Below are 13,679 nucleotides of genomic sequence, written 5' to 3' on the forward strand. Positions count from 1 at the left end.
TGAGATGAACGCCGTCACGTACGCCGAACCGCCCGAGTCCTCTCCCGAGATCCCGCTGGCCGGCGGGGACGTCACCGAGGGGGTCGTACGCGTCGGCGACACGGTCCGCCGGACGGTCGGCCCGAACGCGCCGCTCGTGCACGCGTTGCTGCGGCACCTGGAGGAGGCGGGGTTCGCGGGAGCTCCGCGGTTCCTCGGCGTGGACGCGGCCGGGCGGGAGGTGCTGAGCTTCGTGCCCGGCGAGGTGGCCGGGCGGCCGCGGCCGCCGTGGATCGCCGACGAGGGGCGGCTGGCGTCGGTGGGGCGGCTCGTACGCGCCTACCACGAGGCCGTCGCCGGTTTCGCCGTGCCTGACGGGGTGCGGCCCGGCCTCGGGCTGGCGGATCCGCCGGGCACGCCGCCCGAGCCGCCGTACCCGGTGGAGCTGGTCGGGCACATGGACTACACGCCGGACAACCTCGTCTTCCGCGACGGCGAGGCGGCGGCGCTGATCGACTTCGACATCGCCCGGCCGGTGACCAGGGTGGACGAGCTGTACAACGCGATGTTGTACTGGGCGCCGCTCGGCGACCCCGCGGACGCCGACCCGCTGCTGCGGGAGGTGGACGTGCCGCGCCGCTGCCGGATCCTCGCCGACGCGTACGGCATGCCGGAGATCGACCGGTCGCGGCTGGTCGAGGTGGCCGTGATGCGGACGCGGCGGTCGTGGTTCCTGATGAGGCGGAACGCCGAGGAACTGGGCGGCGGGTGGGCGCGCATGTGGGAGGAGGGCGTGGGGGACCAGATCAAGCGGCGCGAGGCGTGGCTGGAACGGCACGGCGCCGGCATCGCGGCGGCCCTCACCACACCGTGATCGCGCCGCACCGGCGGCTGGCCAGCGGCGCCGAGCTGCGGTGAGGAATCGGGCCATCATGCGGCATCGCGGGCATGCGGAGGGTGCGGCGGGGTAAGGCCGGGGGAGGGGAGGGGGCACCATGATGAAGCTGGTCGAGGAGACCCCGTATCGCTGGCGGATCGACGTCGAGGCGCCGATGCGGGTGCCGGGCGTGGTGTTCGCCACCGCCGACCTGCTGCCGGATCCCTCCGCAGACCAGGCGCTGGGGCAGGTGGCGGCGGTGGCCACGCTGCCGGGGATCGTCGAGGCCTCGTACGCGATGCCCGACATGCACTGGGGGTACGGGTTCCCCATCGGCGGGGTGGCGGCCACCGACGTGGAGCGCGACGGGGTGGTCTCGCCCGGCGGGGTGGGTTTCGACATCTCGTGCGGCGTGCGGCTGCTGCTGTCCGGCCTGCACCTCGACGAGCTGCGCCCGCGGCTGGACGCCGTCATGGACGCGCTCGACGAGACGATCCCGCGGGGCATGAGCAAGGGCGCGGTGTGGCACCTGCGCGGCCCGGCCGAGCTGGAGGAGGTCCTGGCCGGCGGCGCCAGGTACGCCGTGGAACGCGGCCACGGCGAACCCGCCGACCTGGAGCGCTGCGAGGACCGCGGCGCCGTGGCCGACGCCGACCCCGCCGCGATCGGCGCCCGTGCCAGGGAGCGCGGGCTGGCGCAGGTCGGCAGCCTCGGCTCCGGCAACCACTTCCTGGAGGTGGAGGCGGTCTCCGAGGTCTTCGACGAGGAGATCGCGCGGGCGTATGGGCTGTGGCCGGGGCGCGTCTGCGTGCTCATCCACACCGGCTCCCGCGGCCTGGGTCACCAGGTGTGCACCGACTCGGTGCGCGTCATGGAGGCGGCCATGGCCAGGTACGGCATCAGCGTCCCGGACCGGCAGCTCGCGTGCGCGCCGGTCACCTCGCCGGAAGGGCAGGCGTACCTGTCGGCGATGGCGGCCGCCGCGAACTACGGCCGGGCCAACCGGCAGCTCCTCGGCCAGGCCGCCCGCCGCGCCTTCGAGCGGGCCACGGGTGACGGCGGGCTGACCCTGCTGTACGACGTCTCGCACAACCTCGCCAAGCTGGAGACGCACCACGTCGAAGGCCGGGCGCGGCGGCTGTGCGTGCACCGCAAGGGCGCGACCCTGGCCCTGCCGCCCGGTCACGAGGACCTGCCGGCGGACCTGCGGGCGGTGGGGCAGCCGGTGCTGGTGCCCGGCTCGATGGGGGTGGGCTCGTACGTGCTGGCCGGGACCCCGGACGCGCCCGCGTTCGCGTCGGCCTGCCACGGGGCGGGGCGGCGGCTGAGCCGTCACCAGGCGCTCAAGAGCACGTCGGCGGCCAGGCTGCGGGCGGAGCTGAAGGAGGCGGGGGTCGCTGTGCGGGGGGCGTCGGCGCGAGGGCTGGCGGAGGAGACGCCGCACGCGTACAAGGACGTGGACGCGGTGGTGACGGCGTGTCACCTGGCGGGCCTGGCCAGGAAGGTCGCCAAACTCGCGCCTGTCGGGGTGGTCAAGGGGTAGGCCGGTCCGGTGGTCACAGGGTCGGCGGTGGGGGTGGGCGGGTCAGGGGTTCAGGTGGCTCAGACGTCCACCACCGCCCGCGCCCGCCACTCACCGTCCTCCCGGCCGAATCGCAAGCCGTGCGTGGTGACCGCCTTCGGCATCGCGCCGACCTGCTCGACCGCCTCGGCGGGGACGGTGGCCAGCCGCAGGCCGCCCTCCTGCCCGGGCCGGACGTCCACGACCACGCGGCCGTGCACCTCGACCTGGTAGATCACCTCTTCCAGCAGCGCGATCAGCATCTCCGCGCCATCCCCCTGACCGCCGCCCGGGACCCCGCCGCCGCCCGGGACCGGATCGTCGGCCGCAGCCTCACCGTCGCCCGAGGCCTCACCGCCTTCGTGGCCGGGCGAGGGGAAGTCGACCTCGTCGTCCGGCGCGGGGGCCGTACTGAGGTCGGCGAAGCTCTCCACCAGCGCCCGCACCGCCTCCGCCAGGCACTCCTCGCGGCCACCCGCCCATGCTTCCAGCGCGATGTCGGCGGTGTGCGGGACCGCGCGGTGACCTCTGCTCATGCTGCCACTCCACCAGGGACGGGCCCGCCCGCAAAGCCCGCCGGCGTCAAGAAACGGCAGGATGTACGCCAACCGGGGCCAGGGAAGGTCCGGGATCCGGATAGAGTCGTCGTGATGATCAACCGGTTGACGGAGGCCCGACGGCGAGGCGCGCCATGACGGAACGCCTGCGGATCAGCGAGGTCGAGCTCGACTCGCGCGTCACCGTGGTCACCGTCTGCGGCGAGCTCGACATGGACACCTGCCCCCTGCTGCAGGCCGCGCTGGCCCGGGCGCTGCCGCGGGTCGCGATCGACCTCGGCGCCCTGACCTCGGCCGACTCCTACGGCCTGACCGTGCTGCTCGCGATGCACCACCACGCGCGGGCGGCGGGAGGCCGGGCGCTGGTGTGCGAGACCGGCGACCTGATGCGGGCGCTCTTCCGGCAGCGCGGCCTCGACCGGGTCCTCGACCTGCGCTCGACGCTGGAGGAGGCCGTCGCCGAGCTACGCGCGCTCTGACCCGCGACCTCGGACAGCCGGCTGGCCTCCGATGTCGGACAGCCGCGCTGACCTGCGGTCTCGGACAGCCGCGCTGACCTCCGGCGTCGGGTAGCCGGAGACGGGCCGATGGCCGGCCGGTTCCCGTTACGCGATCGGTTCCTGGTGGGTGAGGGTGACCGCCCGGGAACCAGGCGCGGATCGGCTCAGGAGGTGGGGGTCGGCGTCTCCGTCGGCGTTTCGGTCGGGGTTCCGGTCGGCGTCTCAGGCGGCGTCCCGGTTGGTGTTTCGGTCGGGGCCTCGGTGGGGGTCTCCGTCGGGACGGCCGTGGCGGTGTCGGTCGGCAGCGGCGTGGCCGTCTGGGCCGGGGTGGGGCACGGGGTCGGAGTCTGCCAGTTCGGGACGATCGCCCACCACTGCTTGGCACGCCGCCAGCCGCTCTTGTCCTGCGGGTGGAGCCTCATGGGCTGCGAGAGGTCCAGGATGTAGGCCGCCCTGGCCGTCTGGCCGTCCGTGGTGGCCGTCACCGACACCCAGCCGTCCTGCTGGAGCCGGCTCTCCTCGCCGTCGCGGAGCCGCACCCGGGGCTGGCGCGTGGACTCGTCGATCGTGTACGCCTGCTCGAACCCGTCCTGGCTGCGTACCGTGATGGAGCCGTCCGCCAGCGCGGTCACCTGCCCGGTCTGGGTGAGCAGCGTGACGGTGCCGCACCCGTCCTTGGTCGCCACCGAGAACTCGCCGTGCATCGTGCCGACGAACCCCCACGGGTTGATGGGCGGCAGCTCGGCCGGCGTGGGCGAGGTCGTCGGCGTCTCGGTGGGCGTCGGGGTGAGGGTTTCGGTGGGTGTCGGGGTGGGGGTTTCGGCCGGGGTCTCGGTGGCGGGGGGCGCCGGGGCCGGAGTGGCGGCCGAGGCCGATACGGTCACCCCGAGGCCGCCGGTGGCGACGATCGCGATGGTGGCGAGCTTGAGCAGTTGCCGGGGGATCCGCCGGCGGCGGGGACGTTCCTCGTGCGGTTGGCCGGAACTCATGGGCGTCACCTGGTCCTCCACGGGAGTCGGTGGGATCGGATCGGGGACAGCAGCCCTCCGTACGAACGCATGGCACAAACCGCCACGGCGTGGAGGGCGGGGGTCTGATTCGCGTCGTCAGTCGAAGGCGAACAGGTCGGACTACGGCGCCGGCACCGCCACGGGGTGGCGCGGGTGCCCGGCGCGAACGCTAGCTCTGGTTGGACGTCGCACGGACTCGGTGGGTTCCCACCGGTTTCACCGCAGTCGTCCGGTTAGTGGCGTCCGGCGGGTTCCAGCTTCGGCAACTGCTCCGTGGACTCGCACAGCAGCAGCCGCCCGCCCCTGGCCAGAACCGGCAGGCACAGGCGCGTGGCGTGCGGCCGGGGACTGACGACGGCGAACAGGTGACCGCGGTCGTGCGCGCGGCGCCCGGCCTCCAGCAGGACGCCCATCCAGCGGGTGCCCGTCAGCCGGCAGCCGGACAGGTCCACGGCCACGCGCGGGCAGACGTCCACGGCGTCGGCGAGCTGGGCACGGAGTGCCGGCATCCGCCAGTCGTCGACGATGCCGGTGACGCGGACGACGGTCCAGCGGCCATGCGCGAGAAGGCTCGACATGTAGGCCATGGCTCACTCACCTCACCGTTGCAGGTGATCGGTCGCGGCCACGCCTCCGGACCTTCCTGATGCGGACACTACCCCTGTGCCGCCGAGCTAGCGGATCACCGGGGGCTCTCGGCGGGCGGCCCGGTGAGCTCGGCCAGGGGGCGGTGCAGGTCGGTGGGGTCGGTGCCGGTCCAGGCGATGTACCCGTCGGGGCGGATGAGCATCAGCGGGCCGCCGGGGCGTCGGTTGTTGGCCGACATTCGTCGGCAGCTATCGTCGCGAGGCGGCACACAGGCGTACGAGCTCGGGGACCAGCCCCCGCAGCAGCTCCTCGTCGCGCGGGTCGGCGGGCGCGTACTCGGTGATGCCGAGCCCGGCGATCTCGTGGCGGGCGGCGAGCCCGGCGATCGCCTCGGTGAGTGCCTGGGCGGAAAGGCCGTCAGGCTCCGGGTAGCCGACCGAGGTGATCCCGTCCAGGACGTCGAGGTCCACGTGCACGTAGACGACGGCGTCCGAGGCGATGGTGTCCAGGCCGCCGATGCCGGACCGGCGGATGTGGTCGGCCTCGGCCGGGTCCAGCGAGCGGGTGCCGGCCAGGGCGACCTGGCCGGGGCGCAGCGCGGGGGAGCGGACGAGGCCGGGCGGGCCGTCGCCCTGGAGCGTGCGGAGGATCATGCCGTGGAAGGCGCCCGACGGGGACGTGTCGGGGGTGTTCATGTCGCCGTGGGCGTCGAACCAGGCGACGTGCAGGCGGTCGCCGTGCCGGCGCAGCGCGGCCGTGACCGGTTCGAGCTCGACACCGCAGTCGCCGCCGACCGTGACGGTGAACCCGTCGCGGGGGAGCGCCTGCCGTACGCGGTCGGCGGTCTCGGCCAGGGTCGTGCCGGTCTCGACCCGCACGTGCGCGGCCGCTCCGGGGATCATGGCCGCCAGCCGGGCGGCGCCTTCTACCAGCCTGGGGGCGGTGGGTGACGACGATCCCTGCCACTGCGGGACCTCGACGACGGTCAGCATGTCGCTCTCCTCTTGAAAGGTGTGGATCGACAGTGTCGCCTCGCCTCATCGGCAACGTCCACTTAGTAGTTCTGCACGGATCTATAAGATGTGCTTGATGTTGGATCCGGTCAGGTTGCGCCTGCTGCGCGAGTTCGCCGAGCACGGCACGATGACGGCCGTCGCCGAGATGGGCGGCCTGACCTCGTCCGCCGTCTCGCAGCAGCTCGCCGCCCTGGAACGGGAGGCCGGGGTGCCGCTGTTCGAGCGGGCGGGCCGGCGGGTCCGCCTGACCGCCGAGGGGCAGCGGCTCGTACGGCACGCGCATGTCGTCCTGGACGCCCTGGACGCCGCCGAGGAGGACCTCCGCTCGGCCGCGACCCCGCGAGGGCCGGTCAGGGTGGCCTGCTTCGCGACGGCGGCCGTCGCCCGCCTCCTGCCGGCGATCGCCGCGGCCCGGGGCCGCCACCCCGGCCTGCACGTGATCGTCCATGAGCTCGAACCTCGCGAGGCCGTCGAGGCGCTGCGTGCCGGCAGGTGCGACGTGGCGATCGCGTTCACCTACAGCCTCATCCCGGAGGAGCCCCGGCCGGGGGTCACGCGCCGGTTCCTGGGTGTCGAGCCGATGCTGATGGCCCTGCCCGCCGATCATCCGGCGGCGTCCGGCGCGGTGGACCTGCGCGCCCTGCGTGAGGAGCCGTGGATCGCCGGCTCGCAGGGGACCAGCGACCACGAGATGCTCGACCGGGCCTGCGCCCTGGCGGGCTGCTTCCGGCCGAACGTCATCCACACGGCCGACGACTACGCGCTCGTGCTGCGCATGGTGCGGGAGGGGCTGGGGGTGGCCCTCGTCCCCGAGCTGGTCGCCACCGCCGTCGGCGTGCCCGGTGGCGTCGTGCTGCGCCCGATCTCCACGATCGAGATCACCCGCACCAGCTACGCCCTCGTCCGCACCGCGACCCCCGCCGTCAACGCCATCCTCGACCTGCTCCTGGAATGAATCTACAACGTAAAGGCGCTCGGTTGTGAGTGCGATGTGCGGTGCCGACGTGAGGGGTGAGGTGCCGGCCGGTCAGTAGAGCCAGCGGTAGGCGCGGATGATGTCGGCCGGGTGGAGGTCGCCGGCGCGGTCGGCGTCGGAGGTGCGTACGGCGCGGAAGGCGTCGGTGATCTCCTCGCCCAGCGCGGCGCGGATGCGGGGGTTGTCCAGCAGGGCGCGGAGTTGCTGCTGGACGGTGGTGGGCAGGCGGTGGATGCCGTGCTGGGCGCGTTGCTGGTCGGTCCAGGTGCCGGGGTCTTCCTGGACGGGGTCGGGGGGTGTGAGGCCGTCCTCGATGCCGGCGAGGCCGGCGGCGATGACGGCGGTGAGGGCCAGGTAGGGGTTGGCGGAGGCGTCGGAGGGTTTGAGTTCGACGTTGGCGTGGTCGGGGCCGAGGAGCGGGGTGGTGGGGACGAGCCGGAGTGCGGCTTCGCGGTTCTCCACGCCCCAGCAGGTGTAGGCGCCGGACCAGTATCCGGGTCGCAGGCGCTGCAGGGAGGAGAGGCTGGGGGCGGTGATGGCGACGATGGCGGGCAGGTCGCGGAGGAGGCCGGCGAGGTAGGCGGCGCCTTCCTGGGTGATGCCGGCGGGGCCGTGGCCGCCGGAGAGGAGGTTGGCGCCGGCGCGGGAGGGCGAGGTGTGCAGGTGCCAGCCGTTGCCGACGTGGCCGGGGGTGACGAGGGGGGCGAAGCTGGCGCGCAGTCCGTGGTTGCGGGCGGCGGCGTGGATGGTCTGGCGGGTGAGGAGCTGGCGGTCGGCGGCGGTGACGGGGTCGGCGGGGGCGATGTTGAGCTCGTACTGGCCGGCGCCGTATTCGCCGTGGAGCTGGCCGACGGGGATGCCGTTGCGGTTGAGGTCGCGGAGCAGCTGTCCGGCGAAGGCGTCCACGGCGAGCATCTTGGTGGGGCCGTAGGAAGGGCCGTCGTAGACGGGGCGGGGGTCGTCGCCGGTGTCGTCGGCCGGGCTGAGGTGGAATTCGATCTCGTACCCGGCGCGGATCTGGATGCCGAGGTCGGCGGCGCGGGCGACCTGGCGTTCGAGGGCGGTTCGCTGGTCGTAGGGCCAGGGGGAGCCGTCAGGGGCGATCTGGCGTCCGGGGGCCCAGGCGAAGGAGGGCTGTCCGGCGAGCTGGACGATGCGGTCGGTGACGGGAATCAGGCGGATGTCGCCCGAAGGGGTGCCGAGCGGGGGGTGGTCGAAGGTGATGGTGTCGTGGGAGTCGAAGACGGCGAAGAGGGGCGTGATGCCGATGCCGCGCTCGGTCGCGGCGGTGAACTGTTCGACGGGTACGGTGCGCGAGCGCGGGATGCCGTTGTTGTCGGCCCAGGTGATGATGACGCCGGCGACGCCTGCGGCGGCGAGGTCGAGGTCGAGCGTCTGGGTGTCGGCTTGCGGTGCGCCGGTGGTGGTGTGGTCGAGCATCGGCATCCCCTCGTGGTGTGCGGCCCGCGTGGCACCTTATAGCCGGCGGGGCGAGTCGAGGGGATGCCACGCTCGCGGGTTTTTGCTGGTCGAGGGGTATGTCCGTGGATGTGTGGCTTGATCCGGGGCTCAGCGAGGCGGTCCGGCGGTGATGGTCGCGCGGGCGTCGCGGACGCCGCCGCGCCACCAGCCCATGGCCTCGATCCACCAGGTCATGCCGGCTGCGGTGTAGGCCTCGACGAGGCCGTCGGCGGCGCGTCCTTCGAGGGCGATGTCGTAGCCGTCGAGGGTGCCGCGTTGTTCGGCGAGATAGTCGACCACCTGGGCGAACTCCGATGGGGGGACGGGGCGGTCCTGGCCGAAGTGGTGGAAGGTGGGCATCGCGCCGTCCCAGCGGGCGGCTCGGCGGAAGCCGGCACGGGTGGGCCATCGTCCGGGGCACCAGATGGGGATGCGTGGCCGCTGGACGGGTGGTGGCAGGAGTCGCTGCCACAGGTGGGTCAGGTCGTCCAGGCCGCGGTCGAGTTTGGCGGCGCGGGTCTTCAGGTCGGGGTCCTCGCCGAAGTCGGTGTACTCGGTGTCCATGGAGCCGAGGCCGGCGCCGAAGACGAGCCGTCCTTCGGACAGCCGGTCGAGGGTCGCGGTTTCCTTGGCGACCGTCTGGACGCGTCGGCGTGGGAGCGCCGTCATGAGGATGCCCAGGCGGATGCGGTGGGTGCGGGCGGCGATGGCGGACAGCGTGACGGTGGGGTTGGCGACGGGCCAGCCGGGGTCGTGGTAGAGGAGGTGGTCCCAGAGGTAGACGCCGTCCCAGCCGTGTTCTTCGGCGGCGACGGCGAGTTCGGTCAGGAGGGTGGGATCTCCGAACTCGCCGACGTTGGGCAGACCGATAGCGAAGCGCACCATGGGTCAAGGCTATGGGGTGGTGATCGTGTGCTCGCGGGGCGCCCCGCCCCCTACCTGCGGCCGGGGCCGGCTCGGCCCGTAAGTGGCGTGCCGGTAGGTGGATCGGGCGCTTGATGGCCGAGGGCCGCGAGCGGCGGGCGTCGTTCGCGGCCGACCTTGCTCCTACGTTACGGCGAGCGGCGGGAGCGTGCGTGCGGCGAGTGCGGGTGTCCGTGCCTGGCGGACGTCGCCGGCCCGACAAGGGGGACCGGCGGGGTCAGCGGGGGATGAAGCCGCGGTAGACCACGCGCCGCCGCCACAGGACGGGCCACTGGCGGTCCCTGATGCCGCTCAGCACGACGGCGATCATGGCGCCGGTGAGGAAGCTGCCCACGATGAGGCTCATGACGAGCATGAATGCGATGGCCATCAGAAATTCCCTACATCAGAAGTTGAATCTTTGATGGACGAGAACAGCCGTGTGCCGCACCGTATTCCAAGCTCATCGCGGCCCCCGTTCCGGGCCTTCGGCGGAGCGGCGTAGCGTGAGCGTGTGATGGGCGATCTGGAGGAGCGGGACCGGCTGTCGATCGGCGCGTCCACTGTCGTGACCGCCCCTGAGAAGGGGCAGGCATGACCGGGTCGTGGGGCTGGGACCTGCTGATCGGGATCGGGGCCGCGCTGCTGGTCGCCTGGCTGGCGATGATCGGCGCGCTGGCGGTCGTCCGGCCCCGCGGCAGTCTGCTGCGGGAGGCGCTGCGGCTGCTGCCCGACGTGCTGCGTCTGGTGCGCCGCCTGGCCGCCGACCCCGCCCTGCCTCGTGGTGTGCGCGTGCGGCTCGCGCTGCTGCTGGGCTACCTGGCCCTGCCGCTGGACCTGGTGCCCGACTTCATCCCCGTGCTCGGGTATGCCGACGACGCCATCATCGTCACGGCGGTGCTGCGCTCCGTGGTCCGACGTGCCGGTCTGCGGGCCGTCCGCCGGCACTGGCCGGGCACCGACGACGGCTTCGCCGCGCTGGCCCGGTTGACCGGGCTCGACGGGGACTCCCGGTCAGGGCTTGCTCGCCGGCGCGAGGCGGACGGCCGGACCGATCAGCAGGGTTCCTGAGACGTATGCGGGCGCTGGCAGAGGTTCACGACGCGGGGTTCACGACGCAGGGTTTACGGCGCGGGGTTCAGGACGTGGTGTTCAGGACGTGGGGGCCAGGTCGCGGCGGCGCAGGAACGCCAGGCCCGCCGCCGCCAGCCCGGCCGCCAGCGCGGTCAGCGCCAGCAGGGGCGCCGCCGGTGACGGCGCACCGCCCAGCAGCAGCGCGGGCACGTGCACGAACGGCGACAGTTCGAGCACGGCCCCACCGGCCAGCCGGAACTCCGCCAGCAGGTCCACGACCAGGAACAGGCCCAGCACGGTCCAGCTCACCGCCGCCGCCGGCCGCGGCAGCAGCCCGAACAGCAGCGTCGCGATCCCGACCACGATCCACACCGCGGGCAGATAGGCCAGCGTGGCCACGGTGACGCGCGCCACGTCGCCGGTGGCGAGCCCGGCCGCCGCGCCCAGCACGCCGAGCAGCAGCACCGGGCCGGCGGCGGCGAAGGCGAGGTGGCTCAGCGCCCAGCGCAGCCGGCCGGTCGGGGTGGACAGCAGCAGCTCGGCCCGGCCGGCCGCCTCCTCGCCCCGGGCGCGCATGGCCGACACCAGCGCGGCCCCGGCCACGAGCTGGCTGAGCACGTACATCATGAACGTGAAGAACACGTCCGAGACGCGCGCGCCCGGCCCGCCGAGTGTCGCTGCCAGCTCCTGGAACTGCGGCGTGTCGAGCTGGGAGTCCAGGCCGCGTGCCGAGACGCCGAGCAGCGCGCCCATCAGGCCGAAGCCGATCGCGAAGCCCGCGAGCGTGGCGCGGTGCAGCCGGCCGGCCAGGCCGAACACGCCCGAGGGGCCGCCGCCCGCCGGGCCGGGGCGGGCGGGCAGCAGGCCGCCGGCCAGGTCGCGGCGGGTGGACAGGGCGTAAGCGGAGGCGGTCACGGCGGCGGCGAACGCGGCGGCCAGGCCCAGCACCCACCAGTGGTCACCGGCGTACGGCCTGGTCAGGCGGACCCAGCCGAACGGTGTCAGCCACGCCAGCGCGGGGATGCCGGCGGTGTCGGCCAGCGCGCGTACCGCGAACAGCAACCCGCCCGCGGCGACGGCCAGGCCGCGGGCGGCGCCGGAGGAGGCGGTGAGCTGGGCGGTGAGCGCGGCGACCGCGGTGAACGCCCAGCCGCCGGCGGCCGTGGACAGCCCGAACAGCAGGGAGGAGCCCGCGGGCAGGCCGGCCGCGACCAGGCCGGGCACCGACAGCAGGCCCAGCAGCAGGTTGGCGGCCAGGACGACGGCGAGTGCGGCGGTCAGCGGGGCGTGGCGGCCGATGACGCCCGACGACAGCAGCTCGCGCCGCCCGGTCTCCTCCTCGGCGCGGGTGTGCCGGGTCACCAGCAGGATGCTGACCAGGCCGCCGATCAGGGCGAGGGACGAGCCGAGCGTCCAGGCGGTCAGGCCGCCGACGGTCGCGGCGTGGATCGGGCCGCGGGTGGCGAGCTGGGCCGGGTTGCCCATGGAGGCGGCGGCGAAGGCGTCGCGGGCGGCCTGGCCGGCGTACAGGTCGGTGGTGGCGGCGGCGATGGCGGCCGGGAGCAGCGCGGTGATCGCGATCCAGACCGGCAGCAGCACGCGGTCCCGGCGCAGGACGAGCCGGATCAGCGCCCAGGTGCCGGTCATCGGGCGGCGCCTTCGTAGTGCCGCAGGAACAGCTCCTCGAGTGTCGGCGGGCGCGTCGTCAGGGTGCGTACGCCCGCCCCGGCGAGCTCGGCGAGCACCGCCGTCAGGGCGTCGCCGTCCACCTGGAAGTGCATGCGCGCGCCGTCGACGGCCAGGTCGTGCACGCCGGGCAGCGCCTGGAGGCCGGGTGCGGGGCCCGCCAGCTCGGCGGTCACCGACGTGCGGGTGAGGTGGCGCAGGTCGGCCAGGCTGCCGGACTCGACGGTACGGCCGGCGCGGATGATGCTGACGCGGTCGCACAGTGTCTCCACCTCCGACAGGATGTGGCTGGACAGCAGCACGGTGCGGCCGTCGCGCTTCTCCTTCATGACACAGTCGTTGAAGACCGCCTCCATGAGCGGGTCGAGGCCGGAGGTGGGCTCGTCCAGGACCAGCAGCTCCACGTCGGAGGCGAACGCGGCCACCAGCGCGACCTTCTGCCGGTTGCCCTTGGAGTAGGTGCGGCACTTCTTGCGCGGGTCCAGCTCGAAGCGTTCGAGCAGCTCGGCGCGGCGTTTCGGGTCGAGGCCGCCGCGTACCCTGCCCAGCAGGTCGATGACCTCGCCGCCGGTCAGCGACGGCCACAGGGTGACGTCGCCGGGCACGTAGGCGAGCCGCCGGTGCAGCTGGGTGGCGTCGCGCCAGGGGTCGCCGCCGAGCAGGTCGAGCCGGCCGCCGTCGGCGCGCATCTGGCCCAGCAGGATGCGGATGGTGGTGGTCTTGCCCGCGCCGTTGGGGCCGAGGAAACCGTGCACCTCGCCGGTGTTGACGGTGAGGTCGAGCCCGTCGAGGGCCCGGGTCCGGCCGAAGGTCTTGACCAGGCCGTCGGCGCGCACTGCGGCGTTCATCGTTGTCCTTCGAGCTTGTCCAGGCCGGTCCGCGCCTGGTCGAACAGCTCGCGGCCGAGGAATTCGGGTCTGATGAGGTCGAGCTGGGCCTTGCCGACGCGCACCGCGCCCTGCGGGCCGTAGAGGTCGGTGCCGAGGGCGCGGGAGACGTGCTCGTGCAGCACCGTGAGGCCGAGCTTCATCGCGGTCAGCACGGTGGCGCGGGCGCGGTGGTCGGCGTCGGCGTCTTCGCTGGAGAGGTGTTCCTCGGTGACGGTGACGAGGTCGTCGAACATGCCGGCGGCCGCGGGGGAGCCCTCGACGAGCGCGCGGCCGAGGTACTTCATCAGGGGCGGCGCGGTGCGGTGCACGTCCTCGATGAATTCGGGCTTTTCCAGGTTGCGTTCGGTGATGCCCGTGGTGACCTGCCGGCGTACGTAGGTGAGGACGTACTCGTCGCAGGCCAGCCGCAGCGCTTCCTTGGTGCCGAAGTGGTGCTGCACGAGGCCGGGGGAGACCTTGGCCGCCTCGGCGATGCCGCGGATGGTGGTGGCCTTGACGCCCTGCTCGGCGAACAGGGTCATGGCGGCGTCGCGGATGCGGGCGCGGGTGGTGAGGTCCTCTTCGGAGATTGGTCGCACGACCAGCATTCTATACATTTGTA

The 13,679-nt window shown here is 73.6% G+C and carries 16 protein-coding genes; 5 read left to right on the forward strand and 11 right to left on the reverse strand.

Going from position 1 to position 13,679, the window contains the following annotated elements:
- Positions 1–4 precede the first annotated feature (4 nt).
- Both ACBJ32_RS40090 and ACBJ32_RS40095 read left to right on the forward strand, forming a co-directional pair.
- Positions 5–853: an aminoglycoside phosphotransferase family protein gene (locus tag ACBJ32_RS40090; RefSeq protein ID WP_375131218.1), complete on the forward strand. Its 849-nt coding sequence runs from the start codon at positions 5–7 to the stop codon at positions 851–853.
- 121 nt (positions 854–974) lie between these two features.
- Positions 975–2,399 carry an RtcB family protein gene (locus tag ACBJ32_RS40095; protein ID WP_375131219.1) on the forward strand — a complete coding sequence of 475 codons (1,425 nt, stop codon included), beginning with the start codon at positions 975–977 and terminating at the stop codon, positions 2,397–2,399.
- A 59-nt stretch (positions 2,400–2,458) separates the two neighbouring features.
- Here ACBJ32_RS40095 and ACBJ32_RS40100 read toward each other — a convergent pair whose 3' ends face one another.
- Entirely contained in the window at positions 2,459–2,953 is a 495-nt protein-coding gene (locus tag ACBJ32_RS40100; protein WP_375131220.1) for an archease, read from the reverse strand.
- A 155-nt stretch (positions 2,954–3,108) separates the two neighbouring features.
- On the opposite strand from ACBJ32_RS40100, the gene ACBJ32_RS40105 reads away from it, so the two are divergent.
- Positions 3,109–3,453: an STAS domain-containing protein gene (locus ACBJ32_RS40105; RefSeq protein WP_375131221.1), complete on the forward strand. Its 345-nt coding sequence runs from the start codon at positions 3,109–3,111 to the stop codon at positions 3,451–3,453.
- Positions 3,454–3,638: 185 nt separating this feature from the next.
- Here ACBJ32_RS40105 and ACBJ32_RS40110 read toward each other — a convergent pair whose 3' ends face one another.
- The 4 genes from ACBJ32_RS40110 to ACBJ32_RS40125 form a co-directional block, all read right to left on the reverse strand.
- Positions 3,639–4,463 (reverse strand): hypothetical protein, encoded by an 825-nt coding sequence (locus ACBJ32_RS40110; RefSeq protein ID WP_375131222.1) that lies wholly within the window; start codon positions 4,461–4,463, stop codon positions 3,639–3,641.
- Positions 4,464–4,717: 254 nt separating this feature from the next.
- Positions 4,718–5,071 carry an STAS domain-containing protein gene (locus tag ACBJ32_RS40115; protein WP_375131223.1) on the reverse strand — a complete coding sequence of 118 codons (354 nt, stop codon included), beginning with the start codon at positions 5,069–5,071 and terminating at the stop codon, positions 4,718–4,720.
- Positions 5,072–5,166: 95 nt separating this feature from the next.
- Positions 5,167–5,310, reverse strand: coding sequence for a hypothetical protein (locus tag ACBJ32_RS40120; protein WP_375131224.1), 144 nt, complete (start codon positions 5,308–5,310; stop codon positions 5,167–5,169).
- Between the two features lie 10 nt (positions 5,311–5,320).
- Positions 5,321–6,064, reverse strand: a complete 744-nt coding sequence (locus tag ACBJ32_RS40125; RefSeq protein ID WP_375131225.1) for an arginase family protein — start codon at positions 6,062–6,064, stop codon at positions 5,321–5,323.
- A gap of 97 nt (positions 6,065–6,161) precedes the next feature.
- Here ACBJ32_RS40125 and ACBJ32_RS40130 point away from each other — a divergent pair, with 97 nt between their 5' ends.
- Complete coding sequence (locus ACBJ32_RS40130; protein WP_375131226.1) at positions 6,162–7,043, forward strand: LysR family transcriptional regulator; 882 nt, start codon at positions 6,162–6,164, stop codon at positions 7,041–7,043.
- A 72-nt stretch (positions 7,044–7,115) separates the two neighbouring features.
- Here ACBJ32_RS40130 and ACBJ32_RS40135 read toward each other — a convergent pair whose 3' ends face one another.
- The 3 genes from ACBJ32_RS40135 to ACBJ32_RS40145 form a co-directional block, all read right to left on the reverse strand.
- Positions 7,116–8,504 (reverse strand): glutamine synthetase, encoded by a 1,389-nt coding sequence (locus ACBJ32_RS40135; protein ID WP_375131227.1) that lies wholly within the window; start codon positions 8,502–8,504, stop codon positions 7,116–7,118.
- A gap of 129 nt (positions 8,505–8,633) precedes the next feature.
- Positions 8,634–9,410, reverse strand: coding sequence for an LLM class flavin-dependent oxidoreductase (locus ACBJ32_RS40140; protein ID WP_375131228.1), 777 nt, complete (start codon positions 9,408–9,410; stop codon positions 8,634–8,636).
- A gap of 256 nt (positions 9,411–9,666) precedes the next feature.
- Positions 9,667–9,819, reverse strand: a complete 153-nt coding sequence (locus ACBJ32_RS40145) for a hypothetical protein (protein ID WP_357885365.1) — start codon at positions 9,817–9,819, stop codon at positions 9,667–9,669.
- A gap of 203 nt (positions 9,820–10,022) precedes the next feature.
- Between ACBJ32_RS40145 and ACBJ32_RS40150 the strand changes: the two genes are divergently transcribed.
- On the forward strand, positions 10,023–10,499 hold the full coding sequence (locus ACBJ32_RS40150; RefSeq protein ID WP_375131229.1) for a YkvA family protein: 477 nt from the start codon (positions 10,023–10,025) through the stop codon (positions 10,497–10,499).
- Positions 10,500–10,580: 81 nt separating this feature from the next.
- Here the strand turns inward: ACBJ32_RS40150 and ACBJ32_RS40155 are convergent, their stop codons facing one another.
- The 3 genes from ACBJ32_RS40155 to ACBJ32_RS40165 are packed head-to-tail and all read right to left on the reverse strand — an operon-like array spanning position 10,581 to position 13,656.
- Positions 10,581–12,149 carry an ABC transporter permease gene (locus ACBJ32_RS40155; protein ID WP_375131230.1) on the reverse strand — a complete coding sequence of 523 codons (1,569 nt, stop codon included), beginning with the start codon at positions 12,147–12,149 and terminating at the stop codon, positions 10,581–10,583.
- Positions 12,146–13,036 carry an ATP-binding cassette domain-containing protein gene (locus ACBJ32_RS40160; RefSeq protein WP_375131231.1) on the reverse strand — a complete coding sequence of 297 codons (891 nt, stop codon included), beginning with the start codon at positions 13,034–13,036 and terminating at the stop codon, positions 12,146–12,148. Before ACBJ32_RS40160 ends, ACBJ32_RS40155 begins: the two co-directional genes overlap by 4 nt.
- Positions 13,033–13,656 (reverse strand): TetR/AcrR family transcriptional regulator, encoded by a 624-nt coding sequence (locus tag ACBJ32_RS40165; RefSeq protein WP_375131232.1) that lies wholly within the window; start codon positions 13,654–13,656, stop codon positions 13,033–13,035. The genes ACBJ32_RS40160 and ACBJ32_RS40165 overlap by 4 nt, the downstream gene beginning before the upstream one ends.
- Positions 13,657–13,679: the final 23 nt, after the last annotated feature.

Origin of the sequence: Nonomuraea sp. GTA35 (genome assembly GCF_041950525.1) — a bacterium.
Classification (GTDB): Bacteria; Actinomycetota; Actinomycetes; order Streptosporangiales; family Streptosporangiaceae; genus Nonomuraea.

Coding starts and splice junctions, on each gene's coding strand:
- ACBJ32_RS40090 (WP_375131218.1), top strand. CDS start 5: ATGAACGCCGTCACGTACGCCGAACCGCCCGAGTCCTCTCCCGAGATC.
- ACBJ32_RS40095 (WP_375131219.1), top strand. CDS start 975: ATGATGAAGCTGGTCGAGGAGACCCCGTATCGCTGGCGGATCGACGTC.
- ACBJ32_RS40100 (WP_375131220.1), bottom strand. CDS start 2,953: ATGAGCAGAGGTCACCGCGCGGTCCCGCACACCGCCGACATCGCGCTG.
- ACBJ32_RS40105 (WP_375131221.1), top strand. CDS start 3,109: ATGACGGAACGCCTGCGGATCAGCGAGGTCGAGCTCGACTCGCGCGTC.
- ACBJ32_RS40110 (WP_375131222.1), bottom strand. CDS start 4,463: ATGAGTTCCGGCCAACCGCACGAGGAACGTCCCCGCCGCCGGCGGATC.
- ACBJ32_RS40115 (WP_375131223.1), bottom strand. CDS start 5,071: ATGGCCTACATGTCGAGCCTTCTCGCGCATGGCCGCTGGACCGTCGTC.
- ACBJ32_RS40120 (WP_375131224.1), bottom strand. CDS start 5,310: ATGTCGGCCAACAACCGACGCCCCGGCGGCCCGCTGATGCTCATCCGC.
- ACBJ32_RS40125 (WP_375131225.1), bottom strand. CDS start 6,064: ATGCTGACCGTCGTCGAGGTCCCGCAGTGGCAGGGATCGTCGTCACCC.
- ACBJ32_RS40130 (WP_375131226.1), top strand. CDS start 6,162: ATGTTGGATCCGGTCAGGTTGCGCCTGCTGCGCGAGTTCGCCGAGCAC.
- ACBJ32_RS40135 (WP_375131227.1), bottom strand. CDS start 8,504: ATGCTCGACCACACCACCACCGGCGCACCGCAAGCCGACACCCAGACG.
- ACBJ32_RS40140 (WP_375131228.1), bottom strand. CDS start 9,410: ATGGTGCGCTTCGCTATCGGTCTGCCCAACGTCGGCGAGTTCGGAGAT.
- ACBJ32_RS40145 (WP_357885365.1), bottom strand. CDS start 9,819: ATGGCCATCGCATTCATGCTCGTCATGAGCCTCATCGTGGGCAGCTTC.
- ACBJ32_RS40150 (WP_375131229.1), top strand. CDS start 10,023: ATGACCGGGTCGTGGGGCTGGGACCTGCTGATCGGGATCGGGGCCGCG.
- ACBJ32_RS40155 (WP_375131230.1), bottom strand. CDS start 12,149: ATGACCGGCACCTGGGCGCTGATCCGGCTCGTCCTGCGCCGGGACCGC.
- ACBJ32_RS40160 (WP_375131231.1), bottom strand. CDS start 13,036: ATGAACGCCGCAGTGCGCGCCGACGGCCTGGTCAAGACCTTCGGCCGG.